This is a genomic window from Ferrovibrio sp. (genome assembly GCF_025869515.1).
Taxonomy (GTDB): Bacteria; Pseudomonadota; Alphaproteobacteria; order Ferrovibrionales; family Ferrovibrionaceae; genus Ferrovibrio.
On the sequence record NZ_JAOZVR010000104.1, the window covers coordinates 1 to 24,965 of the forward strand.

The 24,965-nt window shown below is 65.0% G+C and carries 25 protein-coding genes; 10 read left to right on the plus strand and 15 right to left on the minus strand.

Annotation, left to right across the window (positions count from 1 at the left end):
- The 7 genes from OJJ21_RS18135 to OJJ21_RS18165 all read right to left on the minus strand — a co-directional run.
- A partial coding sequence (locus tag OJJ21_RS18135) for a sulfite exporter TauE/SafE family protein (RefSeq protein ID WP_297688422.1) occupies nucleotides 1-434 on the minus strand: 434 nt, incomplete at its 3' end.
- Between the two features lie 197 nt (nucleotides 435-631).
- Nucleotides 632-1,468, minus strand: coding sequence for an N-acetylmuramoyl-L-alanine amidase (locus tag OJJ21_RS18140; RefSeq protein WP_297688424.1), 837 nt, complete (start codon nucleotides 1,466-1,468; stop codon nucleotides 632-634).
- 148 nt (nucleotides 1,469-1,616) lie between these two features.
- Nucleotides 1,617-2,585: a DnaJ C-terminal domain-containing protein gene (locus OJJ21_RS18145; protein ID WP_297688426.1), complete on the minus strand. Its 969-nt coding sequence runs from the start codon at nucleotides 2,583-2,585 to the stop codon at nucleotides 1,617-1,619.
- A gap of 12 nt (nucleotides 2,586-2,597) precedes the next feature.
- On the minus strand, nucleotides 2,598-3,557 hold the full coding sequence (locus tag OJJ21_RS18150; protein WP_297688428.1) for a tetratricopeptide repeat protein: 960 nt from the start codon (nucleotides 3,555-3,557) through the stop codon (nucleotides 2,598-2,600).
- Nucleotides 3,558-3,601: 44 nt separating this feature from the next.
- Nucleotides 3,602-4,105: an RT0821/Lpp0805 family surface protein gene (locus OJJ21_RS18155; protein ID WP_297688430.1), complete on the minus strand. Its 504-nt coding sequence runs from the start codon at nucleotides 4,103-4,105 to the stop codon at nucleotides 3,602-3,604.
- Nucleotides 4,106-4,294: 189 nt separating this feature from the next.
- Nucleotides 4,295-5,512: a glucosaminidase domain-containing protein gene (locus tag OJJ21_RS18160; RefSeq protein ID WP_297688432.1), complete on the minus strand. Its 1,218-nt coding sequence runs from the start codon at nucleotides 5,510-5,512 to the stop codon at nucleotides 4,295-4,297.
- Nucleotides 5,513-5,683: 171 nt separating this feature from the next.
- Entirely contained in the window at nucleotides 5,684-6,253 is a 570-nt protein-coding gene (locus OJJ21_RS18165; protein ID WP_297688434.1) for a NifU family protein, read from the minus strand.
- A 176-nt stretch (nucleotides 6,254-6,429) separates the two neighbouring features.
- On the opposite strand from OJJ21_RS18165, the gene OJJ21_RS18170 reads away from it, so the two are divergent.
- On the plus strand, nucleotides 6,430-7,710 hold the full coding sequence (locus OJJ21_RS18170; RefSeq protein ID WP_297688436.1) for an adenylate/guanylate cyclase domain-containing protein: 1,281 nt from the start codon (nucleotides 6,430-6,432) through the stop codon (nucleotides 7,708-7,710).
- Between the two features lie 90 nt (nucleotides 7,711-7,800).
- Nucleotides 7,801-8,337: a PAS domain-containing protein gene (locus OJJ21_RS18175; RefSeq protein ID WP_297688437.1), complete on the plus strand. Its 537-nt coding sequence runs from the start codon at nucleotides 7,801-7,803 to the stop codon at nucleotides 8,335-8,337.
- 2 nt (nucleotides 8,338-8,339) lie between these two features.
- On the opposite strand, the gene OJJ21_RS18180 is transcribed toward OJJ21_RS18175, so the two are convergent.
- The 6 genes from OJJ21_RS18180 to OJJ21_RS18205 form a co-directional block, all read right to left on the minus strand.
- On the minus strand, nucleotides 8,340-8,849 hold the full coding sequence (locus OJJ21_RS18180; protein WP_297688439.1) for a universal stress protein: 510 nt from the start codon (nucleotides 8,847-8,849) through the stop codon (nucleotides 8,340-8,342).
- A gap of 136 nt (nucleotides 8,850-8,985) precedes the next feature.
- Complete coding sequence (locus tag OJJ21_RS18185; protein ID WP_297688441.1) at nucleotides 8,986-9,948, minus strand: DUF2333 family protein; 963 nt, start codon at nucleotides 9,946-9,948, stop codon at nucleotides 8,986-8,988.
- Nucleotides 9,949-10,025: 77 nt separating this feature from the next.
- Complete coding sequence (trpS, locus tag OJJ21_RS18190; protein ID WP_297688443.1) at nucleotides 10,026-11,036, minus strand: tryptophan--tRNA ligase; 1,011 nt, start codon at nucleotides 11,034-11,036, stop codon at nucleotides 10,026-10,028.
- A 124-nt stretch (nucleotides 11,037-11,160) separates the two neighbouring features.
- Complete coding sequence (murJ, locus tag OJJ21_RS18195) at nucleotides 11,161-12,708, minus strand: murein biosynthesis integral membrane protein MurJ (protein WP_297688445.1); 1,548 nt, start codon at nucleotides 12,706-12,708, stop codon at nucleotides 11,161-11,163.
- Nucleotides 12,709-12,873: 165 nt separating this feature from the next.
- Nucleotides 12,874-15,657, minus strand: a complete 2,784-nt coding sequence (locus tag OJJ21_RS18200) for a [protein-PII] uridylyltransferase (protein WP_297688447.1) — start codon at nucleotides 15,655-15,657, stop codon at nucleotides 12,874-12,876.
- A gap of 47 nt (nucleotides 15,658-15,704) precedes the next feature.
- A complete protein-coding gene (locus OJJ21_RS18205) occupies nucleotides 15,705-16,502 on the minus strand; it encodes an SDR family oxidoreductase (RefSeq protein WP_297688449.1) in 798 nt (265 codons plus the stop codon).
- 95 nt (nucleotides 16,503-16,597) lie between these two features.
- On the opposite strand from OJJ21_RS18205, the gene OJJ21_RS18210 reads away from it, so the two are divergent.
- From OJJ21_RS18210 to OJJ21_RS18220, 3 genes are all read left to right on the plus strand, one after another.
- Complete coding sequence (locus OJJ21_RS18210) at nucleotides 16,598-17,077, plus strand: hypothetical protein (protein WP_297688451.1); 480 nt, start codon at nucleotides 16,598-16,600, stop codon at nucleotides 17,075-17,077.
- Between the two features lie 140 nt (nucleotides 17,078-17,217).
- A complete protein-coding gene (locus OJJ21_RS18215; protein ID WP_297688452.1) occupies nucleotides 17,218-17,739 on the plus strand; it encodes a hypothetical protein in 522 nt (173 codons plus the stop codon).
- Between the two features lie 74 nt (nucleotides 17,740-17,813).
- A complete protein-coding gene (locus OJJ21_RS18220) occupies nucleotides 17,814-18,581 on the plus strand; it encodes a transporter substrate-binding domain-containing protein (protein WP_297688454.1) in 768 nt (255 codons plus the stop codon).
- Between the two features lie 36 nt (nucleotides 18,582-18,617).
- On the opposite strand, the gene OJJ21_RS18225 is transcribed toward OJJ21_RS18220, so the two are convergent.
- Nucleotides 18,618-19,253 carry a LysE family translocator gene (locus OJJ21_RS18225; RefSeq protein WP_297688455.1) on the minus strand — a complete coding sequence of 212 codons (636 nt, stop codon included), beginning with the start codon at nucleotides 19,251-19,253 and terminating at the stop codon, nucleotides 18,618-18,620.
- A gap of 61 nt (nucleotides 19,254-19,314) precedes the next feature.
- On the minus strand, nucleotides 19,315-19,914 hold the full coding sequence (locus OJJ21_RS18230) for an intradiol ring-cleavage dioxygenase (protein ID WP_297688457.1): 600 nt from the start codon (nucleotides 19,912-19,914) through the stop codon (nucleotides 19,315-19,317).
- Between the two features lie 169 nt (nucleotides 19,915-20,083).
- On the opposite strand from OJJ21_RS18230, the gene OJJ21_RS18235 reads away from it, so the two are divergent.
- The 5 genes from OJJ21_RS18235 to OJJ21_RS18255 all read left to right on the plus strand — a co-directional run bounded on the left by OJJ21_RS18235 (nucleotide 20,084) and on the right by OJJ21_RS18255 (nucleotide 24,955).
- Complete coding sequence (locus OJJ21_RS18235; RefSeq protein WP_297688459.1) at nucleotides 20,084-20,683, plus strand: TetR/AcrR family transcriptional regulator; 600 nt, start codon at nucleotides 20,084-20,086, stop codon at nucleotides 20,681-20,683.
- 74 nt (nucleotides 20,684-20,757) lie between these two features.
- Nucleotides 20,758-21,174 carry a DUF1127 domain-containing protein gene (locus OJJ21_RS18240; RefSeq protein ID WP_297688461.1) on the plus strand — a complete coding sequence of 139 codons (417 nt, stop codon included), beginning with the start codon at nucleotides 20,758-20,760 and terminating at the stop codon, nucleotides 21,172-21,174.
- A gap of 138 nt (nucleotides 21,175-21,312) precedes the next feature.
- Nucleotides 21,313-23,346, plus strand: coding sequence for a TRAP transporter fused permease subunit (locus OJJ21_RS18245; protein ID WP_297688463.1), 2,034 nt, complete (start codon nucleotides 21,313-21,315; stop codon nucleotides 23,344-23,346).
- Nucleotides 23,347-23,373: 27 nt separating this feature from the next.
- Nucleotides 23,374-24,528: a TAXI family TRAP transporter solute-binding subunit gene (locus OJJ21_RS18250; RefSeq protein ID WP_297688464.1), complete on the plus strand. Its 1,155-nt coding sequence runs from the start codon at nucleotides 23,374-23,376 to the stop codon at nucleotides 24,526-24,528.
- A 67-nt stretch (nucleotides 24,529-24,595) separates the two neighbouring features.
- Nucleotides 24,596-24,955, plus strand: coding sequence for a VOC family protein (locus OJJ21_RS18255; protein ID WP_297688466.1), 360 nt, complete (start codon nucleotides 24,596-24,598; stop codon nucleotides 24,953-24,955).
- Nucleotides 24,956-24,965 lie beyond the last annotated feature (10 nt).

Consider the following 24,965-nt stretch of genomic DNA (forward strand, 5'->3'; position numbering starts at 1 on the left):
ATCGTGGTGATGCCCGCGGTGAAGCCGGCGAGAAGCCCCTTGGCCGGCATGCGCGGCTGCTGCTGCACCTGGCCGCCGCTGCGGAACCACAGGCCGGCGAAGACCAGCGTGATCGCCGCCATGGCGATTTCAACGGCATGGCGGTTGAGCATGTGCATCAGCCAGAAGCCGAGCGCGATGCCAAGCGCCAGCATGGGCAGCAGCAGCCTGATATCGGGCTTCGACCAGGTGCTGGGTTTCCAGTAGCGCAGGGCGACGATGTCGATGGCGATGAACAGCGGCGCCAGCACGGCGCCGGCGGTGATCGGATCCATCGCCAGCGAGAGCAGCGGAATGCCGACGATGGCGAAACCGCCGCCAAAGGCGCCGCGCATGAAGGCAATCAGGAAAACGCCGGACGCGGCAATGATGAAGGAAAAAAGGTCAGGCAGCATGTACGGCCAGCATTAGCAGGCCTTCGCCTGTCCCGCAGCTTCTGAATTGTCAGGGGACAAAGACGCGGATGCCGCCACCACAAAGACCGTCACCCTCGGATTTATTCCGAGGGTCCATACCAACCATCCGTATATCGGAACATGTAAATGGATCCTCGGGACAAGCCCGAGGATGACAGTTTATGAAACGGCAGATCTCACGCTTCTCTCAGGTCGACGGCGACCGGGGCGATCTGGTCGGCCAGATAGCGCGCCAGGGCGGCGCGGCTTTTCGGGCTGCGCAGGATTTTTTCATCCTGCGGATTGCTCAGAAATCCCGTCTCGATCAGCACGGACGGCAAGGCCGGCGAGCGCAGCACGGCGAAATTCGCCGCCCGCATCGGGTTGTCGAGCAGCTGCACGCGATGGCCCACGCCGGTGACGATACGCCGCTTGGCGGCCAGCGAGGCGTTATGGCCGTGGCGACGTGCCAGGTCGATCAGGATGGCCGCGGTCTGCTTGTCGGTGGCGCCGGCATCGAAACCGTAGACGGCGTCGACCCTGTTCTCGCGGTCGGCCAGATGACGGGCGAAATCATCGGTCGCCTTGTCGGCCCGCGTATAGGCCGAGAGGCCGCGGGCGGCGCGGTTCGGCGCCGCATCGGCATGGATCGAGATGAACAGGTCGGCGTTCTTCTCATGCGCGAAGGCGACGCGGCTCGGCAGCGGGATATAGCTGTCGCGGTCGCGGGTGAGGAACACCCTGATATCGGGATGATCGGCCAGCATCTGGCGAATGCCCTGGCAGATCGACAGTGTGACGTCCTTTTCCTCGGTGCCGGTGACGCCAATGGCGCCCGGATCGCGACCGCCATGGCCGGGATCGAGGATGACGATGGCCGGCGGGCGCGGCGGCAGCCTGGGCACCGCCTTCGGCGCCGGCTTGCGACCGGGCAGCGGCGGCGTCTTCTTGGCGGCAGCCTCACCCTGCCCCGGCAGGGCAGCGGTGCCGAGCAGGCCGAGCAGCGAAGAGAGGACAAGGCGCCGTGTGTACATGACCGAATCGAAAGCCCATCGCGAATCGGTGGGAATGGCGCGGACGATAGAGTCCGCCGGACTCCTCCGCAAGGAAAGTCCGTGGTTTAGGCTGCCAAGAGATGGTGAAGGCTTCGTTAAAACGACCTTAACGGCTGCCTGATGCGCCTTAATCGACGGTGTATTTGGCCCGCACGTCGTATTTGTTCGACTTGACCCAGCCTTCGATCAGCTTTTCGAGCGCCGAATTGGGTTTCTCGGGCAGCACGAGCTTGAGCTTCACATACTGGTCGCCGCGCTGGTCAGACGCGCCGCCCTTGAGCGGAAAGCCGCGCCCCTTGAGCCGCAATGTGGTGCCGGAACTGGCACCCTTGGGCACGCCGACCGCCACCATGCCGTCGATGGTCGGGACCGGAATCTTGGCGCCGAGGATGGCTTCGTCCAGCGTGACCGGCAGTTCCAGATGCAGGTCGTCGCCCTGGCGGCTGAAAAACGGATGCGGTTCGACCGTCACCTCGATCAGCGCATCGCCGGCCTCGCCGTTGTTGCGGCCGGCATCGCCCTGGTGGCGCAGCCGGATCTGCTGGCCATCCGACAGGCCGGCCGGGATGGCGACATCGAGCTGCTTGCCATCGGGCATGGTGAGCCGGCGCTTGCAGCCGCGCGCCGCATCAAGGAAGCCGATCTTCAGGTTGAAATGACGATCGGCGCCGCGCATCGGCCGGTTTGCTCTGGCGCCGCCGGCACCCGCAGCGCCGCGCCCGCGCCGCATCTGCCCGAAAATCTCGTCGAAAATATCCTCGCCGCCGGCATGGGGATCGAAGCCGAAGCCGCCGGCGCCGAAGGGGCCGCGGGCATCGCCGGCGCCGGCGCCGCCCGGACGGAATCCGCCGCCGCCGAAACCGCGCGTGCGCGGCTGGCCGGAGGCATCGATCTCGCCGCGGTCGTATTTGGCGCGTTTCTCGGGATCGCCGATCAGATCGTAGGCTGCCGAGATTTCCTTGAACCGCTCGGACGCCTTCTCGTTGCCCTGGTTGCGGTCGGGATGGAATTCCTTGGCCAGCTTGCGATAGGCCTTGCGCAGGTCTTCGGCGCTGACACCGCGCGCCACTCCCAGAACCTGATACGGATCACGCATGCTGGCGGGTCCTCATGGCCGGACTTCCGGATCGCCAGCCTTGCGGCTGCCGTCCGGCGCGGCGGACTGCCCCTCGACCGGAGACGATTCCGGGGGCGAATCCGTGGCCGGTTCCGGCGATGACTTGAAGATATCAGGGATCGAGACACCGCCGCCGGAAGAAATCGCCGAATAAAACCGTCCCAGCAGGCCCGGGCGATCCTCCTCGGGCGGCACCTCCGGTGCCGGCGCGACGGGAGGCGCGGCCACAGGGGCCGGGGCAGAGGCGGCCTGAACCGGGTTGGCAATGGGGGCCGGATCGGCCGGCATGGCGGCGCCACCCGGCACTGCCACTGCTGGTGCCGGAGGTGCCGCAGCGCTGCCCGCCGCTTCGGTGCGATCATCGGCGGATGCCGCCTGGGGCGCGGCGATATTCACGCCGGAAACCAGCGGCGCCTCGGTATTCTTCACCAGTTGCGACAGCCGCTCGATCGCCTCGGGCTGGCCGGCTTTCGCAGCGAGATTGTACCAGCCGAGCGCACGCGGCTCGCTCTTCTGGATGCCCAGACCGAGCTCGTACATCAGGCCGAGATTATACTGCGCCACCGCGAGATTCTGGACTGCAGCGGCGGCAAACCATTTATAGGCCTCGGCATAATCGACCGGCACGCCCTCATCGCCCTGCAGGTAGATGGAAGCAAGATTCGCCTGCGCGCGCGAGAAGCCCATCTCGGCTGCCTTGCGATACCACTGCACCGCCAGCCGGATGTCCTTTTCGACGCCCTGCCCCCAGCGATAGAGATGACCGATATTGCGCATGGCCGCCACATCGCCATTTTCGGCGAGCGGCAGCCAGGCCTCGAAAGCAGCCTTGTGATCGCCGGCCTCGTAGGCTTTCACGCCCTGGGCAAAATCGGCATGGGCGGCAACCGGCGCAAACAGCAAAGCCAGGCCGAATCCCGCAGCCAGCAGCGGGCCTGAAGCCCGATCCAACAGCCTGGATCCCCTGTTGCTACGCGTGGCACCGGTCATGCGGATCAACCGTTGACGATCTTCCAGCTGCCATCGGGCTGCCGGCAGGCCGTGCCGTAAGCCTGTTCGGTCTTGCCGCTGACCGTCACCGTCTGCTGGAACTCGCGACAGTATTCACCATTCGACGCGGTGCCTTCCCTTGTCGGAGTCACTGTGCCGGAATTGCCGCTGTCGGGATTGCGCCAGGAAATGGTCTGTCCGATCGGCGCGGTGGTGGCCTTGTTGCTGGCCTGCTCCATCTGCGCCTTGTCGGCCTTGTCGAGCGACGAGCCGATCTGGTTGCCGAGATAGGCGCCGGCCAGGGCGCCGGCAGCCACACCGACCAGCTGGCCGGTGCCCTTGCCGAACTGGGCGCCGAGCACGGCACCGCCGATACCGCCGAGCACAGTGCCGATATTCTCCTTGTTCATCTCCGGTCCCTGGCCGTTGTTCTGGCAGGCAGAAAGCAGCAGGGCACTGGCGATGGCAGGAACCAGCAGCAGGCGGGACAGAACGGGACGGGCAGACATGGGGCTTCCTCACACAGCGACACGGCGACCTCGGGGTTCAAAGCCGCCCGGCTTCGTTAACACAGTATATTGGTCGGGTTAACGCCGCCGCAAGGTGGCGACTCCGCGCCAGCCTGACGCAGGATGGCAAAAAAAACCGGCCCGGACTTGGTCCGGGCCGGTTGTTACTGCGTATCGCTGACAGAAAGCTTACGACTTGCCGAAGAAATCCAGCGTGCTCAGCAGCGGAGTCGACTCGTCGGCCAGCCTGGCGGCATCGAACTGGTCCAGCCCGTTCGACTTCATGATCGAACGGATGGTGCGGATGTAATCCGGGCCACGCACCGAATAGCGATGCAAAGTACCGGCCAGCTGGTAGCTGTCGGGCGTCACGCTGCGGTCGCGCATGACGGCGCGCTTGTCGCGGAATTCGCGATAGCTGGCCTTGGAATTCAGGTTCCGCATATAGGCGGCAACAGAATGCTCCAGACTCTTGAAGCGCTGCACTTCATAGGTCTCGCCCTCGGGACGGCTTTCCGGCACCAGGCCATTGCCCGGAATCCAAGTCCACATGCCGAAGACGGCATTACCCATCAGAGCGAAACGCGAGGTGCCCCAGCCTGATTCCTCAATGGCCTGCGACAGTGCCAGACCGGCCGGAATGGCATCGACGCGGTTCAGCAGTTCTGCGGTGTCGCCATCATCGACGCCATACTGTTCGGCCAGCCGTTCGAGCCAGCGCTGGTCGCGCATGCTCAGCGCGGTGCCATACTGGATGCGCTGGTGCAGCTGCTCGAGCCGCTCACGATCGGCAACGATACGTTCGTTCTCGCGCAGAATATGCGGCAGCATCACCTTCAGAAAGGCGCGCTTGCGCTTTTCCGTCAGATTGACATCGGCGATATCGACCGGCAGCGAGGCCAGAAAGATGCGCGGCACTTCGACCTGTCCGCTGGGATTGCGCAGATCGGCAAGATCGAAGCCCTGCTGCTCGAAACGGGCGAGCATCGCATCCACGGTGCGGTCGGTTTCGGCGCGCATGGCGGTGCGATGCGGCGAGAACTGCCGCACTTCCGCAATGCGGCGCGAAGCCTCGGCCGCGCTGATCGCGGGTGCATCATCTTTCTTGTCCCTGGGAGCGGCATCGGCCACTGCCGCGCTGTTGCGCGGCTCGACCACCGAACGCCAGTCGAGCTGCGCGATCTGGCGCAGACGATCCCAGGCATCATGAACGGATTCCCGCACCGAGTGGTCGGACGCAACCTGCGCCACCTGCACTTCGGGCACGCGGGAAAGCTGGCGGCTCGAAAGCCACCCCACGCCCACTCCGGAAACCAGGCCGACGGCCAGCAACAGGCCGAAACCGGCAAAAATCAGACGTACGTCCGATCCAATGGCAAGCAATCGCCGATCGCGATGTGCCGTCATGGGTCAAACCTCCACAGTTATCAGCGCCTAGCCCACGCCTCAGCCGACATAACTCGTCGATTGCGACGGGCGCTGCCCTATGTGCGATCCCCCACCAGGAAACGCTTCGAACTCACCAAAAACGCGGTGAACAGCTGTTAGTTCCGGCAACCCCCGGACCCTGACAGCGACTCAGACGGCCCGTACTTCGGACACTTCGGGCACGTAATGCTTCAGCATGTTTTCAATGCCATAGCGCAGGGTTGCCGTTGAACTCGGGCAACCGGAACAGGACCCCTGCATCTGCAGGAAAACGACTCCACGCTCGAATCCGCGGAAAATAATGTCGCCGCCATCCTGGGCCACCGCGGGACGGACCCGCGTTTCGATCAGTTCTTTGATCTGGGTAACGATCTGGCCGTCGGCCGGATCAAATGTCTCTTCGACCTCGCTGCCGCCGGCGCCGGCATTCATCACCGGCAGGCCGGACATGAAATGCTCCATGATCGCACCCAGCAGGGCCGGCTTCAGTTCGGTCCAGTCACGCAGGTCGCCCTTGGTGACGGTCACGAAGTCGGAGCCCAGGAAAATGCCCTCGACGCCGGCCACCGCGAACAAGCGGGTGGCGAGCGGAGATACCTTGGCCGATTCGGCCTCGGTGAAGTCGACCGAGCCGCCGACGAATTCCGCACCCAGCACATCGCGGCCGGGAAGGAATTTGAGGGTCGCCGGGTTCGGCGTGGTTTCAGTCTGGATGAACATTTGCTCTGGGGTCTCGTAAGGTGGACTGGAAATTGGTCGCGGGGTCCGCAAATATCAAGGCTAAAGGCCGTGGCAAAACCATGGCGCGGACATGAAATTGCGTAGGCAGCGCAAGTTTTGGAAGATTTTAAACCAATGTGGATAAAATTGCTGGTTGTCCCCAGGGCTGTGGAGCGATGAGCGATCCCGCCGAGGGGATACTGCGCCTGCCGCGCTGGCCCGATTCGCGGCTTGTTCTCACTCCGGCTGCCCGCTGGCTGGTCGATCACGACGGCAAAGTGATGCCGATGAGCGAGCTGTTCGAGGGATTCTGCCGTCATCTGCTAGACGAAGGCCTGCCGCTGTTCCGCGTCACCACCGGCCTGCCCTCGATGCATCCCCTGACCGTCACCCGCGCCTTCGCCTGGCAGCGCGACGCGGGCGTGACCATGACGGAACGCGGCCATGGCGTGTTCCAGACCGACGAATACCTGAAAAGCCCCATCGCGGTGATCCACGAGGGCGCCGCCGCCATCCGCCGGCAACTTGAACAGCCCGGAGCGCCGATGGATTTCGGCATTCTGCCGGAGCTCAAGGCGCTGGGGGTGACTGATTACCTGGTCCTGCCGATGCGGTTCACCCAGGGACCGGGGATGGGCCGGGAAGGCCAGAATGTGTCCTTCATGAGCTTCGCCACCGACCGGAAGGGCGGTTTCCGGCCCGAAGAGCTCAGCTACCTGATGGAGCTGATGCCGCTGATCGCCCTGCGCCTGGAGCTGGAAGCCGGGCGGCGCATGACCCGCGACCTGCTGACCACCTATCTCGGCCAGAGCCCGGCCGAACGGGTGCTGAAGGGGGACCTGCGGCGCGGCCAGGGCTATGAGGTGGAGGCCGCCATCTGGCTGTCGGACCTGCGCGGCTTCACCGCCTTTTCGGATCGCAACCCGACCGTCGAGGTGGTGGCGACGCTGGACCGTTATTTCGATGCCATGGCCGGCCCGATCCAGGCCCATGGCGGCGAGGTTCTGAAATTCATCGGCGACGGCCTGCTGGCCATTTTCCGCGTCGAGGACGGCAATACGCTGGAGGCGGCGTGCCGGCGCGCCCTGACAGCGGCCGAGAATGCCTTCGCCGGATTACACGAGCTGAACCAGGGCCGCGCCATCGCCGGCGTCGCGCCGCTGAAGGTCGGCATCGGCCTGCATGTCGGCAAGGTGGTGTTCGGCAATATCGGCGCGCGCGACCGGCTCGATTTCACCGTGATCGGCCGCGCCGTCAACGAAGTCGCGCGCCTGGAAGCGCAGACCAAAGCGGTGGACCGCCCGCTGCTGGCCTCGTCGACCTTTGCCGATGCCATCAACAGCGATGCCGCGGCGCCCTATCATCTTGAATCGGTCGGCTTCCATGCGCTGCGCGGCGTGCGCGAGGCGCAGGAACTGTTCACGCTGCCGGTCGACCGCCTGGCCGGGTATGAATAATCGCCGTTTATGAATACGTGTTGATGACCGGCGGCGGCCATAACCCTGTTTGCGGTTGCCGCAACCGCCATCGCGGTCCAGACTTGGGCCATGAACGCCACGCCGCAGCAGCTTGTCGAGGATGCCCGGCTCGCTCATGCGCTGTCCTGCTGGCAGCGCTGGCGCGGCCTGCAGCTCTGGCCGGCGCGCGACGACATCGATCCGTTCGACCTCAAACAATTGCTGCCCAACATCTTCATGGTGGAAGCGATCGAGGACGGCGCCCGTTTCCGCTACGTGTTGTCAGGCGCCGCCGTGCGGCAACAGCTCGACTTCGAGCTGAGCAACCGGCATCTCGACGAGATCTTCACCGGCGAGCAGCTTGCGCGGATCACCGCCAACTACCGAACCGTCTTGTCGGGCTACGGACATTATGTATTGCAGCACTGGAGTCAGCGCGGCCGGCCGGTGATGCAGTTCCGCCGCCTGCTGCTGCCGATGGCGGCAGACAGAACACGGATCGACCTGGTGCTTGGTTTTGCCCTCTACGACCGCCTGGAAGGCCATGACGGCCGCCCGATCGACCATCTGCACGATCCGGTGACCACAACAGTGGTCAGCGAAAATGTACTGGACCTGGTGGAATAGCCTCAGGTGAGGCGATCGATCTGCTCGTCGGTAAGCGCGCCGGGGATCACGGTGATGGGGAACTTCAGGTCGCCCGCCATTTGCCCGGCCAAAGCGGAAACCAGCGGGCCCGGGCCTTCGCCGCCCTTGCCCGGCGCCGCGGCCAGCACCAGCATGCGGATATCGGGATCCTCGTCGACCAGCTTCAGCAACTCGTCCTTGGCGACACCCTCGCGGATCACCAGTTCCGGCATCAGGCCGGATTCCTGGTTCACCTGCTCGGCCAGCTTCTGCAGCAGATCCTCGGCCGCTTCATGGGCTTCGGAGCGCATCATCTCGGCAACGCCGGCCCATTGCTGGAAATCGACCGGCTCGATGACACGCAGCATCACCACGCCGCAGCGAACATTGCGCGCGCGCCGCGTCGCATAGCGCACAGCCACGCGCACTTCATCCGTATCGTCGACGACGACCAGGAACTTGCTGCGCCGTTTGGCGTCCGGCCTTGAAGACTCTGCCTTGCTTTCGCTCATGCCGTCAGAGGTTGCCCTGCCCTTGCTCCGAACGCAATGGCAGAAAGATGTGGGTAATTATGCCCGCGGTCTTGACGGCGATTTCCATGCCGAAATGCCGGACCGCATGCGCAGCGATATTGTCGGGTCGCCACACTTACTTCTGCAGAATATTGACGATCTCGTAAATCTGGGCGCGGGCGCGCTCGACGTAAAATCCCATCGAGGCCAGATGGTTGGGCAGGATCACCGCATCCGGCCGCGCATTCGCGACCACCAGCGGCTTCAGCCCCGCCGCAGCGGCGAAAGAGTCCAGCATCTGGTCCCAGGTGCCCCCCAGTTCGCGATCGCGCACCAGATTGGGGTAATCCTGCTTCAGTTCGCGCAGCACCAGATAGTAGGCATACATCTGACCCTTGACGCTGTAGAAGACGTCGTCGCCTTCCCAGTCGATCATCATCTCGCTGCCCTCGCGGATGCGCCGGTCGATGGCCGCCGAGGCCGAACCGATATCAAGCGCGATGCGCTCCAGCGTGGCCTGCAGATTGTCGGCGCGCCGCTCGAACACGGCCTGACCGGCCCCGAGGCGCTGGTTGTAGCTGAGCAGGGCCGACCGCGCCTTGCGATACTGGTCTTCCGATTTCGCCGTCGGCAGCAGCGAGGTGGAGAAATCGAAGATCCACTTGGTGCCGGAATACTGCAGCAGGCCGGCGGCTTCCTGCAGGTCGCGGTCGGTCTGGCTCGACCCGCGCGTACGGCCGATCTGGTCGACCATCTGGAAGGCAAAACGGCCGAGCGCATGAATCATGCCGAGCTGGTAGTTCGGCATGTTGTCGAGCATCGATCCCGGCATGAAGAAGGGATCGTTGGCGACCCAGCCGCTGCGGTTGACCTCGCGGTCGATCAGCGCCGCGGCCAATGCCACCGTGCGGCTGCCGCCGGCAGGCAGGTCGCCGGCGGGGATTTCAAAATCCAGCCGGTCGTCGATCTTGTGCGCGATCAGCATGCCGACCGGATAATACAGGCCGAAGATCAGCACGACAGCGATGGCCGTTACCGGCAGCCAGCGGCTGCGCAGCCATGCGGTAAGGGCGGATCGGGAGGCGGCGGTATCCATCATTCTCTGTCGGCCAGAATAAAGTGGCGGGCTCCTAATGTGGGCCTGCCATCCAGGGCATTCAAGGCTACAGTCCGCGATTACGGGCGCAGGAAGCCGACCGTGTCATAGACTTCGGCGATGATCGGCGCAGACAGCGCGCGCGCCTTTTCGCCACCCTTGCGCAGAATGCCGTCGACATAGCCGGGATCGGCGGTCAGGCGGCGCATCTCGGCCGTGATCGGCCCGAGCACCGCAACCGCCGTTTCGGTCAGCATCTTCTTGAAATCGCCAAAGCCCTTGCCGGCGGTGGCGGCCACCGCCTGTTCCAGCGTCTGGTCCGACAGCGCCGCGTAGATGCCCATCAGGTTCTGCGCCTCCGGCCGTCCTTCCAGGCCTTCCACCGCTTCGGGCAGCAGCTCGGGATCGGTCTTTGCCCGCTTGATCTTGTCGGCGATTGCGTCGGCGGTGTCGGTCAGGTTGATGCGCGACTGGTCGGAAGCATCCGACTTCGACATCTTCTTGGCGCCGTCGCGCAGCGACATCACGCGCGTGGCGGTGCCGAAGATCAGCGGTTCGGTCAGCGGGAAGAATTCCTTGCCATAGTCATGGTTGAACTTCTGCGCGATGTCGCGGGTCAGTTCCAGATGCTGCTTCTGATCCTCGCCGACCGGCACATGGGTCGCCTTGTAGACAAGAATATCCGCCGCCATGAGCGCGGGATACGCATAGAGGCCAAGCGAGGCATTCTCGCGATCCTTGCCGGCTTTCTCCTTGAACTGGGTCATGCGATTCATCCAGCCCATACGGGCGACGCAATTGAAGACCCAGGCCAGCGTGGCGTGATCGGGATTCTGCGACTGGTTGAACAGGATATTCTTCTCGGGATCGATACCCGAGGCGATCATCGCCGCCGCCAGTTCCCGCGTGCTGTGACGCAGCTCGTCCGGATCGAGCAGGGATGCGGTGATCGCATGCATGTCGACCATGCAGAAGATGCACTCGTATTCCTTCTGCAGCGCGACCCAGTTGCGTACAGCGCCGAGATAATTGCCGAGATGGAGATTGCCGGTGGGCTGGATGCCCGAGAAGATGCGCCGTTGGAAGGCCATGGACTGTCCCTGGCTGGATGGGGCGGTGGAAGGCCCCGGTGATGGGAGAGGATTATGAAACCGGGCGGTTATCGCCGGGCCGGCCGGTAACGTCAATGGCCGGGATGCCGCCCCGCGCCGGCGATCACTCGCGCCGCAGGATGGCCTTCCATTCGCTGGGCCGGGTGGCGCCGAACAGCATGACGCAGGCGAGATAGACCGCCAGGCCGCTGCCGACCAGCACGATCAGCGCGGCCGACCGATACCAGAAGTCGCCGGCATACCAGTCCGTCAGCGCCAGGCGGTCGAGCAGGAACAGCACAAGCGCCATGGCCGCCGCCGCCAGCAGAATCAGCAGGCTGCGCCGCTTCAGCCGGTCATCCGCCTCCCACAGGCCGCGCCGGTACAGCGTGATGAGCAGCAGCAGGGTGTTGACGTTGGCCGCCATCGCAGTGGCCAGTGCGAGGCCGGCATGGGCCAGCACCGGCAGCAGCGCCAGGCCAAGACCGATGTTCACGACGATGCTCACCATCGCGAGCTTGACCGGCGTGCGGGTATCCTGGCGCGCATGGAAGCTGGGGGTCAATGTGCGCGACAGCACGAAGCCCGGCAGGCCGAAGGCATAGGCGAACAGGGTGTTGGCAGTTTCGCGGGCGGTGGCGAGGTCGAATTCGCCGCGCTGGAACAGGATGGAAATGATCGGAAAGGGGATCACCAGCAAAGCGGCGCAGGATGGCAACGCCAGCAGCAGGCCGAATTCCATCGCCCGGTTCTGCGTGTAGCGCGCGACTGCATGATTGTCGCGCGCCAGCTGGCTGGACAGCGTCGGCAGCAGTGCGGTGGCGATGGCGGTGCCGACCACGCCGACCGTAAGCTGGTTGATCCGATCGGCATAGAACAGATACGACACCGCACCGGCCGGCAGCAGCGAAGCCAGGATCAGGCCGACGACGAGGTTGACCTGGGTGGCGCCGGCGCCCAGGGCCGCCGGCAGCACCAGGCGAAACAGCCGGCGCACTTTCTGGTTGATGATCGGCCGGCGCAGGCGCAGGTCGAGGCCGGCGCGGCGCGCATCCCAGGCAAGCCACAGGAATTGCAGGATGCCGCCGATCAGGGTCGACCAGGCCAGGGCATAGCCGGCATTCGGCGTGTAGGGCGTCAGCCACAGCATGCCGGCGATCATCACGAGATTGAGCAGAATCGGCGTCGCCGCCATGCCGAAGAAGCGGCCAAAACAGTTCAGCACCGCGCCATAGAGCGAGGCCAGGCTGACGAACAGCAGATATGGGAAGGTGATGATGGTGAGCGTCACCGACAGCGGGAAGCGCAGCGGATCGCCGACGAATCCCGGCGCCAGCACCAGGATCACCAGTGGCATGGCAACCTGCGCCACCAGGGTAAAGCCCAGTGTGGCAAACAGCAGGATCGACAATGCGCGTTCGGCGAAATGTTGGGCGGCGGCGCGGCCCTCCTTGGCCTCGGTGCGGCTGAACAGCGGCAGGAAGCCCGCCGTGAAGGCACCTTCGGCGAACAGCGAGCGGAAAAAATTCGGCAGCCGCAGGCTGACGAAGAAAGCATCGGCAATCGGCCCGGCGCCGAGATAGCGCGCGATCAGCAGATCGCGCACGAATCCCGCAACGCGGCTGATCATGGTCAGGCCGCCGACAGTGGCAATGGCGCGGAAAAGAGACATCGGCAGGAGGCTAATCTCAAGCGGGGCGCGAAATTATAGGCAAGCCAGCGAAGCGGTGCCACTCCTTCACCTTGCGGCGGAGCGTGGCCGGTATCACAACCAGGGCACTCTACTCGGGCCGCACAGGCAATTCACCTTCAACCTGTGACGGTGATGCGTGGCGCGTCACGCTGCCTTGGCCGTCTTGGTGCCTGCAGCAGCGGGCCTGTCTTCGGCCGGGCTGATCTGCTTCATCAGGTGTTTCTCGATCTGCTGCAGCCGGCGCTTGTCCGTCAGCTTCATGCCAGTCAGATCCTGCAGATAGAAAACGTCGACCGCGCGCTCGCCATAGGTTGCGATATGCGCCGAACCGATGGTGAGGTTGAGATCGTAGAGCCCGCGGGTGACGTCGTAGAGGAAGCCCGGCCGGTCGCGGCCGTTGACCTCGACGACGGTGTAGCGGTTGGAGGCCTGATTATCGATCAGCACGCGCGGCGCAACCTTGAAGACCCGGGTGCGGCTCGGCATGCCGGGCTTCTCGGAGGCGATCGCGGATCGCAGCTTCAGGTCGCCCGACAGCGCCCGCTCGATGGCGGTGCTCAGCTTCTTGATGCGGTCCGGCTTGTCGAAGGTGCCGCCTTCCATGTCCTGGATATAGAAACTGTCGAGCGCCATGCCGTCATTGGTGGTGAAGATCTTGGCGTCCACGATATTGGCGCCGGCCGCCGCCATGGCGCCGGCGACGCGCGCGAACAGGCCGGGATGATCGGGCGCATAGAGGGTGAATTCGGTCACCGAGCGGAATTTGTCGGATCGCGTCGCCGTGGTCAGCGTGCGTTTGGCCGCATCGGCCTCGCGCATCAGCCGTGCATGGCGCAGGATCACTTCGACATCGTTCGAGTACCAGTAATTCTCGTAATGCCGCTTGAGCAGCCGGTCGATCTCGGCCTTGCTCCAGTCGGTAAGTTGTGCGCGCACCTTCTCCTTGGTCTCGGCGATGCGCTGGTCACGACCACGGCCGGCAAAGCCACCCGACAGATATTCCTCGGCGCGGTAATACAGCTCGCGCAGCAGCTGGCCCTTCCAGCCGTTCCAGATCGTCGGCCCCACCGCGCGGATATCGGCCACCGTGAGGCAGAGCAGCAGGCGCAGGCGTTCCGGGCTCTGCACCAGCTGGGCGAAATCAACCACCGTCTTCGGATCGGCGATATCGCGCTTGAAGGCCGTCGCCGACATGGCGAGGTGCCAGCGCACCAGCCAGCCCACGGTTTCGGTTTCCGCCGGCGTCAGGCCGAAGCGCGGCCCGAGCTTCTCGGCCACCTTTTCGCCCAGCACCGAATGGTCGCCGCCGCGGCCCTTGGCAATATCGTGCAGCAGCACGGCGACATAGAGCACGCGACGTGACAGCACTTCCTTGATCACATTCACGGACAAGGGGTGATCTTCCTTCAGCGCACCGCTTTCGATGCGCGACAGGATACCGATGGCGCGGATGGTATGCTCGTCCACCGTATAGGTGTGATACATGTCGTGCTGGGTCTGCGCCACGACGCGGCCGAAATCCGGCACGAAGCGACCGAACACGCCGGCCTCGTTGAGCCGCCGCAGCGTGGTTTCCGGATCCTGCGTCGAACACAGCATGTCCATGAACAGCCGGTTGGCGTCCGGGTCGTTGCGGATCTTGCCGTCCAGCAGCTTGAGATGCCGCCGCACCAGACGCAAAGCCTCGGGATGGATATCCAGTCCCTGCTCCTGCGCCAGATGGAACAGCCGCAGCATTTTCGCCGGCTGCTTCTCGAACATCGTCTCGCTGCCGACATTGACGCGGCCGCCGCCGATCTCGAAACCATCCATGGTCTTAGGCCGCTTGATCTTGGCGCGAATCGCCGCCAGCGGTTTCTTCTTCTTGTGACGCTCTTCCAGAGCGGCGGCGAAGATCCGCGTCAGGTCGCCCACTTCCTTGGCGACCAGATAATACTTCTTCATGAAGCGCTCGACATCGCTGCGGCCGGGCCGGTCGGCATAGCCCATCGCCCTGGCGATCTCGACCTGCATGTCGAAGGTGAGCCGCTCTTCCGCGCGGTTGGCCAGGTAATGCAGGTGGATGCGCACGGTCCAGAGGAATTCCATCGCCTGCGTGAAGCGCCGTTGTTCTTCCGCGTGCAGCAGGCCGCGCGCCACCAGATCGGCGCTGTCCTCGATGCCGTAGACATATTTGGTGATCCAGACCAGCGTGTGCAGATCGCGCAGCCCGCCCTTGCCTTCCTTCACATTCGGCTCGACCACATAGCGCGAGTCGCCCATGCGGCGATGGCGCTCGTCGCGCTCGGCCAGTTTCTTCTCGATGAAATCGGGACCTGTCTTGGCCACCACGTCGTTCAGGAAGCGCTGCTTGAGCTGCGCGGCCAGTTCCTGGTCGCCCCAGATCCAGCGCTGTTCGAGGATCGCGGTGCGGATGGTGACATCGCTTAAGGAGAGGCGGACGCATTCATCCACCGAGCGCGTGGCATGGCCGACCTTGAGGCCGAGATCCCACAGCAGGTAGAGCATGAATTCCACCACCTGCTCGCCCCAGGGGGTCTGCTTGTAGGGAAACAGGAACAGCAGGTCGACATCGGAAAACGGCGCCATCTCGCCGCGGCCATAGCCGCCGACGGCGACGATGGACAGCTTCTCGGTGGCCGTCGGATTGGGCAGGCGGTAAACCCGGTTGACTGTGAAGTCATGCACCAGGCGGATCACCTGGTCGATCAGGAAGGCAAAGGACTGCCGGGTGGCCAGCGCCGCCGTACCGCCCTCGAAACGCTGGCGGATCACCTGGCGGCCCTGGCCAAGCGCCGCCTTCAGCAGCACCAGAGCCTGGTTGCGTTGCTCGGCACTGCCGGGTGCCCCCAGGGCATCGAGCTGCAGGGTCAGCGCCTTGCGGTCAATGATGGCGCGCGGGTCGGCTATCAGCGGTCGGACGGACATGTCACTCTATATATAGCGGCCCGGCCGCTGCCGCCACGGCGGCGTCCTCAGACCGACTGGAAATTCACCATGCCGCCGCCATCGATGATCATGGTCTGGCCGGTCATGAACCGGCCGGCAGCGGAGCTCAGGAAAACCGCGGCCCCGGCGATCTCGTCGGGCTCGCCGATGCGGCGCAGGGCATAGCCCTTGGTCGCCTTCTTGGCGATTTCGGGATTCTCCCACAGGGCACGGGCGAAATCGGTGCGGATCAGACCCGGCGCGATGCAGTTGGCGCGCACATTCTGCGGCCCCCATTCGACCGCCAGGTTGCGCGCCAGCTGCATGTCGGCGGCCTTGGAGATGCCGTATGCGCCCAGCGTGTTGGACCCGAACAGGCCGCCGACCGAGGAGATGATGACGATGGCGCCGTCGCCGCGCGCGGCCATGCCGGGCGCCGCCATGTTGCACAGCCAGTGATTCGACTTGATGTTGACGTCCATGATCTTGTCGAAGGCCTCGTCGGGAATGTCCTTCGACGGGCCGAAGAAGGGATTCACCGCCGCATTGCAGACCAGGATGTCGATGCGGCCCCACTGTTTGAGCGTCGCATCGACCAGGCCCTGCAGCTGCGCTTTGTCCGAGACGTTGCAGGGCACGACAATCGCCTCGCCCGGTTTTCCATCCAGAGTCCTGGCCGCCCGGATTTCCGCCGCCACCGTCTCGCAGGCCTCGGCCTTGCGGCTGGTCACCACCACCCTGGCGCCATGCTGCGCCATGCGCAGCGCGATCGCCCGGCCGATGCCGCGACTGGAGCCGGTGATGACGGCGACTTTCCCGGAGAGGTCGAACAGAGTATCGGACATAGGGGTGTTTCCTGCGTTTCTTGCTCTATGCCTGTCAGCTTAAACGCCGGGGCCGCCCCATGGGAACTGCCGGCCGCCAACCCTATATGACTGCGATGCTCAGAGCTTTGACCCTCACCATCCTGCTTGCCGTTACGGCAGTCGCCTGTACGCCCGCCACGCCCGCACCGCCACGCGTCGCGGTCTGGCAGGGCGAGACCAGCGGCCTGTTGTTCATGCGCGTGATCGCCGGGCAGCCGCTGCGCGATGCCCGACTGACCGCGCCCGATGGCCGTAAGATTCTGGCCCAGCGCCTGAGCCAGGCCGAAGCCGCGCCGGCGGGCGGCGAAAGCTGGGGCCGGCCCAGCGTGGGGATCGGCGGCTCGGCCGGGTCGAACGGCGGTTTCGGCACCGGAATCGGCCTGAGCTTTCCGATCAGCGGCGGCGGCCAGCGCGGCGGCGGCCAGGCCACCCAGGTGGAATTCGCCCTCGATCCGGCGCTGTTGTCGGATTACCGCGCCCGGCCGAAGGACTGGCTGCTGGAGCTGAATTTCGGCAGTCAGATCACCCGCGTGGCGGCCCCGCCGCTGCCATAAACGCCTGCCGTCCTGGGAAAAAGCTGCCGGTGGGCAGCAGGGTGTCAACTCGAAAGCGCCTGAAAACCGCCAATTTAGCCATGGCACGGGGCTTGCTGCTGTCGGGACAGGAACACGATGTCCGGACAGGAGTTGCCGCCATGGGATTTGCGTTGCTGTCGTTGCGCCAGGCCGAGAAGGTCGAACCCCAGCTCAAGGCCGCGATCAAAGGCGTACCGCAGGCGCAGGCCGCACTGGCTGCCGCCGCTGCCGCCAGGCCGAAATCCCTCGCTGAAGCCGGCCTGAGCGCGCGCGAGCGCCTTGCGCTCCGCGAAGGTCCGGCCGAAGCGGTCGCCGCCGCGCTGAACGCACGCCAGTATGTGCAGCAGATCGTCGCCAAGGAGCGCGACGTCACCCGTGCACAGATGGTCTGGGCACTCGGCCGCATCGAGCCGAACGAAATCGACACCATGCTGCGTTCGCTGGCCAAGATGCGCGGCCGCTATGCCACGCTGGTGCTGGAATACGCGCAGAGCGAACGGCCGATCGGCAATGTCGCGCTGGAAGAACTGCGCGGTCTGCGTGAGCGGATCGAGGAATTCGAGCGCGGCCTGGAAACCATCAAGACCGCCATTCTCGACGGCACCGCCGAAGTGGCCGGCGTCAAGGTCGCGCAGCTGTAACCGGTCACACCACGATCACCGGGATAGCCGGAAAGTAACCTTCCGGCTATGCGGCGCTTGCCTATGATGGCTGAATGCCCCGCTTCGCCTGTTTCGCAGTTCTTCCGGCTGCCTGCCTTGTCATTGCCGCCTGGCTGACGACCGCGCCTGCGCATGGTGCCGACCTGCCGGTGCTGCACTATGTCGCGGGCCGCTTTCCGCCTTACACGCAGGAAGATGCCAACAGCATCGCCATCGGGCCGACCGCGGCGCTGGTGGCGGAACTGGCGCGGCGCCTGGGCAGGCCCGCACCGCTGCTGGTGCAGCCGTTTGCCCGCGCACTGGCCACGGCGGAGCATGAACCCAACACGCTGATCGCCCTGATCGCGCGCACGCCCGAGCGGGAAGAGAGTTTTCACTGGGTCTGCCCGGTGCTCGATTACGACGTGCTGATGTTCCGCCGTCGCGAACGCAGTCTGGTCGTCGCCAACGCGATTGCGGACCTGAAACAGTGGCGCATTGCCGGCGTCAACCGCGATGTGAAGACCGAGTATCTGCTGCGTCACGGCATTCCGGTGGAGATCATGGCCGACGAGGATGAAGCAACGCGCCTGCTGCTGTTCGGGCGCGTCGATGCCATGCCCGGCCATCCCGCCACGGTTCGCATGCGCCTGCGCGAGCAGGATCAGCGCGAGGATGCGCTGGTACCCATGCTGGCACTGCCGGAACTGACATCGAAGCTTTATCTGGCCTTCGGCCGCAGCACCGCGCCCGAGGTTGCCGCCACGGTCGCGCAGACCTGTGCGGCGATGATCGCCAGCGGCGAGGTCGCGCAGCTGCTGCAGCCGGTGATGCAGAATTAGGCGTCAGCAGGCCGGCATCAAATGCCCGGCCCGGACCTAGCGTTTGGCGTCGAACACCAGACGCAGGGCAAGCAAGGCAAAGACGCCGCCCAGCAGCCGGTTCTGCCCGCGCACGAAGGCGGGCCGCGCACTGAGGAATTCGCCAAGCCGGCCGGCCGCCAGGATGATCGCACCGTTGACGATGAAGCCCGCCACATTCAGCACGCTGGCCAGCACCAGCGCCTGCGTTACGGCCGTATCGGGATCTGGCTGCATGAATTGCGGAAACAGCGCCAGGAAGAACAGCGCGACTTTCGGGTTGAGGATATTGGTGAGCAGGCCCTGACGGAACAGCCGCGCCAGCGGTATGCGCGGCGCATCGACTTTTGACGGTGCCTGAAAGCCGCCGCTGCCGCGCAGGGCCTGGATGGCGAGCCAGAGCAGATAGGCGGCACCGGCCCAGCGGATGATCTCGAACATCACCGGCGCCAGCAGCAGCACGCCGCTTAAAGACAGGCCGGCGATCATCGCGTGGAAATAGCAGCCCGCGCTGATGCCGGCGAGCGTGACGAAGCCGGCAACGCGACCCTGCGCCACGCTGCGCGCCATGATCAGCAGCATGTCGGGCCCCGGCGTCACCGCCAGCGCAAAGGCGGCGAGCGCGAAGGTGAGCAATGTGGCGAAATCCGTCATCGGCGCTGACTCCTGTCAGCGCCAAAATGCGCGGCTCCGCCGGTATGGTCAACCACCGGGCTCAGCCAACAGGCAACACGAAATCGTAGCGCGCAATCGCCTGTTCGCGGTCGCCGGCCACGCGCAGCAGCAGACGCCTGTCGAAGATGCGGTCGCGCGCATTGCCCGGCTCGTCGGGAAAATACAGCTGCGTGGTCAGGATGTCGCCGCGCGGCGGCTGCAGCTTCACATGCAGATGGCGCGTGCGGCCTGGATACAGCCCCGGCACGATGGTTTCGAACTGCCAGCGGCCCTCGGCATCGGTGAACTGGTGGCCGCGCAGGCGATAGCCGCGATTGTCATACTGGCCATCGGCATCGGCATGCCACAGGTCGACCAGCACATTGGCGGCCGGGCGGCAGGCGCGGCCGAGCACAAGGCCGCCGACCCGCAGGCGCGTGCCGGCCATGCCGGCTTCGTACAGGCCGGTGCGCAACGGTGAATCGGGCGTGTAATACGGGCCCTCCATCTGCTCCGGCGTGATCCCGGCATGGTCGTCACCGCAGGCCGGGGTCGGCTCCGGGTTCCTGGGCTGCGCCAGCGAATAGTCGATCTGGGCCAGCGCCAGGGGCAGACCGCCGGCCAGGGCGGCAAGGGTGAGCAGATCGCGGCGGGTTTTCATGGCGGGGTCCTGATGGAGAGCGTTTCGCGGAATTTTACGGCACAGCGGCCATTTCCCTGCGGCATAACCCGCCCGGGCGCCGGCCCAGGCACCGGTTTGTAGCCGCCGTCACAGCGCTCGCCGGCTTTTGATTTGACTTAACGAACGGTCGTTCCTAAAATTTCCAACTATGAGCAAAGGACAGCAAACCCGTGCCGCCATCCTGACCGAGGCCCTCCGCGCCGCCAGCGTCGAAGGCTTTCAGGGGATTTCGATCGGCATGCTGGCCGACCGGCTGAAGATGTCGAAGTCCGGCCTGTTCGCCCATTTCGGCTCCAAGGAAGAGCTGGAAAAGGCGCTGCTTGACGAGGCCGCCCAGCGGTTCATGGAAACGGTGTGGCAGCCGGCGATGAAGGCGCCCCGTGGACGCCCGCGCATCGAGGTACTGTTCCGGTCCTGGCTTGGCTGGAGCCTGAATCACGAAGACCTGCCCGGCGGCTGCCTGTTCGTGGCGCTGGCCTCCGAGGTCGACGACAAGCCCGGCCCGGTGCGCGACCACCTGGCCGAGCTGCAGAATCAGTGGCAGGCCATGCTGACGCGCAGTGCCCATATCGCCGTTCAGGAAGGTCATTTCCGGTCCGACCTGGACCCCAGGCAGTTTGCCTATGATCTCCAGGGCATCTTCCTGGCGATGAACTATTACCGCCGGCTGTTGCGCGATGCGACCGCGGTCGAGCGGGCCGAAGACAGTTTCCGCAGCCTGATCGAGCGGGCCCTGCCCCTTCACTGACAGTTTTTGACACCGGTACGCGTTAGAGTTCTCCCGTTAGTCGCCCCAGACCTAACAACAAAAAGAGCCTCCCCATGACAACCATCGCCCCCTCTGCCCCGCAGACCATTGTAAAAAAGCACGATCGTTCTGACGCACTGCAGCAAGCCCGCCGCTTGCAGCCCACCGGCGAGCGGCCGGCCTGGCTCGGAGCCCGGCCGGTGCTGAGCCCGACCAAGGCCGAGCTCGGCTGGCTGGATGGCATCAGCAATCCGGCCGTCTTCGACGGGCTCGCTGCGCCATGGTGGCAGCTGACGCTGCCCGCGCTGTCGGCGCTGTTTGCCGGCTGGGCCCAGCGTACGCGGGCACGCCGCGAGCTGACCCGGATCGATGCGCGCAGTCTGCGCGATGCCGGCATCTCGCCCGGTGCCGCCGCCTTCGAAGCGGCGCAGCATTTCTGGCAGGCCCCGATCGAATTGCGCGATTATCCGAGCGACAAAGCAACTGTGTGAAAGCATATCTTCCTGCAGCATCGCGCCTGTCGCAGGATGTGGGCTGCAGGATGTGTTGATCCTCCGCTGCGCTCTCCCTAAACTGCTGGTCCGACAATCCGACCGGCAATGAAAAAGCCGGCGCAGGGAGGACCACCAATGCAGAAGGCTGCCGGCACCGATGGTGCCGACACGGGCGTTCGCGCCAGTAGTGATGTCGCGACGGAAATCTCGCCCGCCGACCGCATGGTCGAGGAACTGGCCTATCGCATCCTTCCGGTCTGGCTGCAGGCCGTCTTCGGCACGCTGACCCTGGCAACGATCGTGCTGGTGCTGAACCAGCAGTTCAACCTGCATCTGTTCGGCTTCACGCTGGTCGAGAACCGCTATCTCTTCCTGCTCGCCACCGCCACGCTGCCGCTGGTCTTCCTGGCCTATCCCTGGCATCCGCACGCAACGCGCTCGGCCGCCTGGCTCGGCATCGATATCGTCCTCTGCCTTGCCACCATGGCGGCGCTGGCCTGGTTCAGCTGGAAAGCCGAGGCGATTCTCGGCGAAGGCTGGGAATTCTCGGCGCCGCCCACCGCAAAAATTCTCGGCGCCGTCCTCTGGGTGCTGATCCTGGAGGCGCTGCGCCGCACCGGCGGCACGGCGATCTTCATCATCGTCACCGTGATCTCGCTCTACCCCGTCATCGCCGGCAAGCTGCCGTCGCCGCTGAACGGTATCGAACAGCCGCTCGACAACACGCTGGCCTACCACATCGTCTCCGCCGAAAGCGCCTTCGGCATTCCGATGCGCGCCTTCGGCGAGATCGTCATCGGCTTCATCATTTTCGGCGTGGCGCTGAACCATACCGGCGGCGGCAAGTTCTTCAATGACGTGGCTTTCGCGCTGGTCGGCCGCTGGCGCGGCGGCGCCGCCCAGGTCGGCGTGATCTCCTCGGCGCTGCAGGGCTCGATCTCCGGCAGCGTCATTTCCAACGTGATTTCGTCCGGCGTCGTCACCATTCCGGCGATGAAACGCACCGGCTTCCGCGCCGACTATGCCGGCGGCGTCGAAGCCGTGGCTTCCACCGGCGCCGTGCTGATGCCGCCGGTGATGGGTTCGACCGCTTTCGTGATGGCGAGCTTCCTCGGCATTTCATATGGCGAGATCGCACTCGCCGCCGCCGTGCCGGCACTGCTGTTCTATTTCGGCCTCGCCATGCAGATCGATGCCTATGCCGCGCGCCTCGGCCTGAAAGGCATGAAACAGGAAGAACTGCCGTCGCTGCAGCAGACGCTGAAGGACGGCTGGCTCTACATCGCCGTCTTCGCCGTGCTGGTCTGGCTGATGATCAACGAGCAGCAGGAAGCCACGGCGCCCTTCGTCGCCACCGGCCTGCTGCTGGTGATCAATCAGATCCTGCCGAAGAACCGCCTGAGCTGGAAAAGCCTGGTCGACCTCATCCTCGCCACCGGCCGCGCGCTGGCCGAACTGGTGGCGATCCTGGCCGGCGTCGGTTTCATCATCGGCGCCTTCTCGGTCACCGGCCTGGCCGGCACGCTGGCCAACGATCTCGTCTATATCGCCGGCGACAAGCCGATCGTGCTGCTGCTGATGGGCGCGATCACCAGCTTCATCTTCGGCATGGGGATGACGGTGACGGCCTGCTACATCTTCCTTGCCATCGTGCTGGCGCCGCCGCTGGTGAAGGCCGGCCTCGATCCGCTCGCCGTGCATCTCTTCATCATGTACTGGGGCATGATCTCCTTCATCACGCCGCCGGTGGCGCTGGCCACCTTCGCCGCCGCGCCGCTGGCGCGCACCTCGCCATTCAAGATCGGCTTCCAGGCGATCCGACTCGGCGCCGTGATCTACATCGTGCCGTTCTTCTTCGCGCTCAATCCCGCGCTGATCCTGAAGGGCGACCCTATCGATGTGGCCTCGGTGATCGTCACCGCCTTCATCGGCGTGTGGCTGATCGCCGCCAGCATCCAGGGCTGGCTGATCGGCGCCGGCCGGCTGGACGGCACGCCGCTGCGTCTGCTGGCGCGCATCATGCTGGCGACCGGCGGCTTCGCACTTGCGGCACCCGGCGGCAACCTGATTCCGGTGAGTAACACCACGCTGGCGATTGTCGGCGCGGCGCTGGCACTCGGTGCTTTCCTGTTGCTGAAAGTGAGCAACCGCGACAGACTGACCGCATAAACAAGAGATAAACACGGGAGGACTACAATGCGTCACTACACTTATGCCCTGCTCGGTGCTGTTGCCGGGTTGGCACTCTCCGGCGCTGCCTTCGCGCAGAAGCTGCCCGACCAGCTGACCTGGACCGCCTATGACGTCGGCTCCGGCGGCTACAACCAGGCGGTTGCGGTCGGCAATGCGCTCAAGAACAAGATGAATGTCACGCTGCGCGTGCTGCCCGGCAAGAACGATGTGTCGCGCACCGTGCCGCTGCGCGAAGGCAAGGTGCCCTTCTCCGCCAATGGCGTCGGCGGCACCTACATGGCGCAGGAAGGCGTGTATGAATTCGGCGCCAAGGAATGGGGTCCGCAGAAGGTCCGCACCCTGCTGCTGAACAATTCCGACGCCCTGCTCACCATCGTCGCCGCCAAGGATACCGGCGTGAAGACCATGGCCGACCTCAAGGGCAAGCGCGTGGCCTGGGTGATCGGCGCGCCGTCGCTGAACCAGAACATCACCGCGCTGCTGGCCTATGCCAACCTGACCTGGAACGACGTTCAGAAGGTCGAGTTCGGCGGCTTCGGCCAGGCCATGCAGGGCATCATCAACGGCCAGGTCGACGCGGCTTTCTCCTCGACCATCTCCGGCCCGGTCTACCAGCTCGCCTCCAGCCCGCGCGGCGTCGCCTATCCGACCGTGCCGCATGGCGACAAGGCCGGCTGGGCACGCCTGAAGGCCAAGGCGCCGTTCTTCGTGCCCTTCATGGGCGCCGAGGGCGCCGAGATGAGCGCCGACAAGAAGGTGGAAGCCGCCACCTATCCCTATCCGGTGCTGATGACCTACGACACCGTCGATGCCGGCCAGGTCTATGCCATGACCAAGGCGATGGTGGAGCTGTTCGACGAGTACAAGGCCGCCGCACCGGGCAATGGCGGCTGGGACATCAAGCGCCAGGTCTTCGACTGGGTGGTGCCGGTGCATGAAGGCGCCGTGAAGTACTTCAAGGAGATCAAGGTCTGGAAGCCGGAATACGACAAGAGCAACGCCGCCCTGATCGAGCGCCAGAAGGTGCTGGCCGAAGCCTGGGCCGCGCATGGCAAAGGCAGCCATGCCGATGATGCCGCCGCCATGAAGGCGTGGCAGAAGACCCGCGCCGCCGCGCTGGAAAAAGCCAAGATGGATGTGTTCCTGACCGAGTGGTAATCGGCCGCATCGCGCCTTGAATACCAGCGGCCTGCCCTCCCGGCGGGCCGTTTTCTTTGGAGGAACCATGCCGGCGATTCCGATCCTGCCATCCCGCAACCTCGATCGCACGGCGGCCTTCTATCGCCGGCTCGGCTTCGACCGGCAACGCCGCTATCCCGACTACCTTGTCGCCCTGCATGCGGAATTCGAGCTGCACTTCGCCGGCGGCGGCGGCGATGCGCCGATCCTGCTCGATCCCGCCACCAGCACGACAGCCTGCTATCTGCGCACCGAGGATGCCGATGTGCTGCACCGGACATGGCAGCCGCTCGACCTGCCGCGCTTCAGCATCATCCAGGATCGCCCATGGGGACTGCGGGAATTTTACTTCACCGATCCGGACGGCACCCTGGTCCGCGTCGGGCACATTCTGCAGCCGGCTTGAATTTCCCGCA

What these genes read in the sequence shown, in the direction of transcription:
- OJJ21_RS18225 (WP_297688455.1), bottom strand. Translation starts at nt 19,253, where the DNA reads ATGACGGATTTCGCCACATTGCTCACCTTCGCGCTCGCCGCCTTTGCG.
- OJJ21_RS18175 (WP_297688437.1), top strand. Translation starts at nt 7,801, where the DNA reads ATGAACGCCACGCCGCAGCAGCTTGTCGAGGATGCCCGGCTCGCTCAT.
- OJJ21_RS18255 (WP_297688466.1), top strand. Translation starts at nt 24,596, where the DNA reads ATGCCGGCGATTCCGATCCTGCCATCCCGCAACCTCGATCGCACGGCG.
- OJJ21_RS18245 (WP_297688463.1), top strand. Translation starts at nt 21,313, where the DNA reads ATGCAGAAGGCTGCCGGCACCGATGGTGCCGACACGGGCGTTCGCGCC.
- OJJ21_RS18240 (WP_297688461.1), top strand. Translation starts at nt 20,758, where the DNA reads ATGACAACCATCGCCCCCTCTGCCCCGCAGACCATTGTAAAAAAGCAC.
- OJJ21_RS18200 (WP_297688447.1), bottom strand. Translation starts at nt 15,657, where the DNA reads ATGTCCGTCCGACCGCTGATAGCCGACCCGCGCGCCATCATTGACCGC.
- OJJ21_RS18215 (WP_297688452.1), top strand. Translation starts at nt 17,218, where the DNA reads ATGGGATTTGCGTTGCTGTCGTTGCGCCAGGCCGAGAAGGTCGAACCC.
- OJJ21_RS18185 (WP_297688441.1), bottom strand. Translation starts at nt 9,948, where the DNA reads ATGATGGATACCGCCGCCTCCCGATCCGCCCTTACCGCATGGCTGCGC.
- OJJ21_RS18230 (WP_297688457.1), bottom strand. Translation starts at nt 19,914, where the DNA reads ATGAAAACCCGCCGCGATCTGCTCACCCTTGCCGCCCTGGCCGGCGGT.
- OJJ21_RS18160 (WP_297688432.1), bottom strand. Translation starts at nt 5,512, where the DNA reads ATGACGGCACATCGCGATCGGCGATTGCTTGCCATTGGATCGGACGTA.
- OJJ21_RS18250 (WP_297688464.1), top strand. Translation starts at nt 23,374, where the DNA reads ATGCGTCACTACACTTATGCCCTGCTCGGTGCTGTTGCCGGGTTGGCA.
- trpS (WP_297688443.1), bottom strand. Translation starts at nt 11,036, where the DNA reads ATGGCCTTCCAACGGCGCATCTTCTCGGGCATCCAGCCCACCGGCAAT.
- OJJ21_RS18165 (WP_297688434.1), bottom strand. Translation starts at nt 6,253, where the DNA reads ATGTTCATCCAGACTGAAACCACGCCGAACCCGGCGACCCTCAAATTC.
- OJJ21_RS18205 (WP_297688449.1), bottom strand. Translation starts at nt 16,502, where the DNA reads ATGTCCGATACTCTGTTCGACCTCTCCGGGAAAGTCGCCGTCATCACC.
- OJJ21_RS18140 (WP_297688424.1), bottom strand. Translation starts at nt 1,468, where the DNA reads ATGTACACACGGCGCCTTGTCCTCTCTTCGCTGCTCGGCCTGCTCGGC.
- OJJ21_RS18235 (WP_297688459.1), top strand. Translation starts at nt 20,084, where the DNA reads ATGAGCAAAGGACAGCAAACCCGTGCCGCCATCCTGACCGAGGCCCTC.
- OJJ21_RS18180 (WP_297688439.1), bottom strand. Translation starts at nt 8,849, where the DNA reads ATGAGCGAAAGCAAGGCAGAGTCTTCAAGGCCGGACGCCAAACGGCGC.
- OJJ21_RS18170 (WP_297688436.1), top strand. Translation starts at nt 6,430, where the DNA reads ATGAGCGATCCCGCCGAGGGGATACTGCGCCTGCCGCGCTGGCCCGAT.
- OJJ21_RS18210 (WP_297688451.1), top strand. Translation starts at nt 16,598, where the DNA reads ATGCTCAGAGCTTTGACCCTCACCATCCTGCTTGCCGTTACGGCAGTC.
- murJ (WP_297688445.1), bottom strand. Translation starts at nt 12,708, where the DNA reads ATGTCTCTTTTCCGCGCCATTGCCACTGTCGGCGGCCTGACCATGATC.
- OJJ21_RS18145 (WP_297688426.1), bottom strand. Translation starts at nt 2,585, where the DNA reads ATGCGTGATCCGTATCAGGTTCTGGGAGTGGCGCGCGGTGTCAGCGCC.
- OJJ21_RS18220 (WP_297688454.1), top strand. Translation starts at nt 17,814, where the DNA reads ATGCCCCGCTTCGCCTGTTTCGCAGTTCTTCCGGCTGCCTGCCTTGTC.
- OJJ21_RS18155 (WP_297688430.1), bottom strand. Translation starts at nt 4,105, where the DNA reads ATGTCTGCCCGTCCCGTTCTGTCCCGCCTGCTGCTGGTTCCTGCCATC.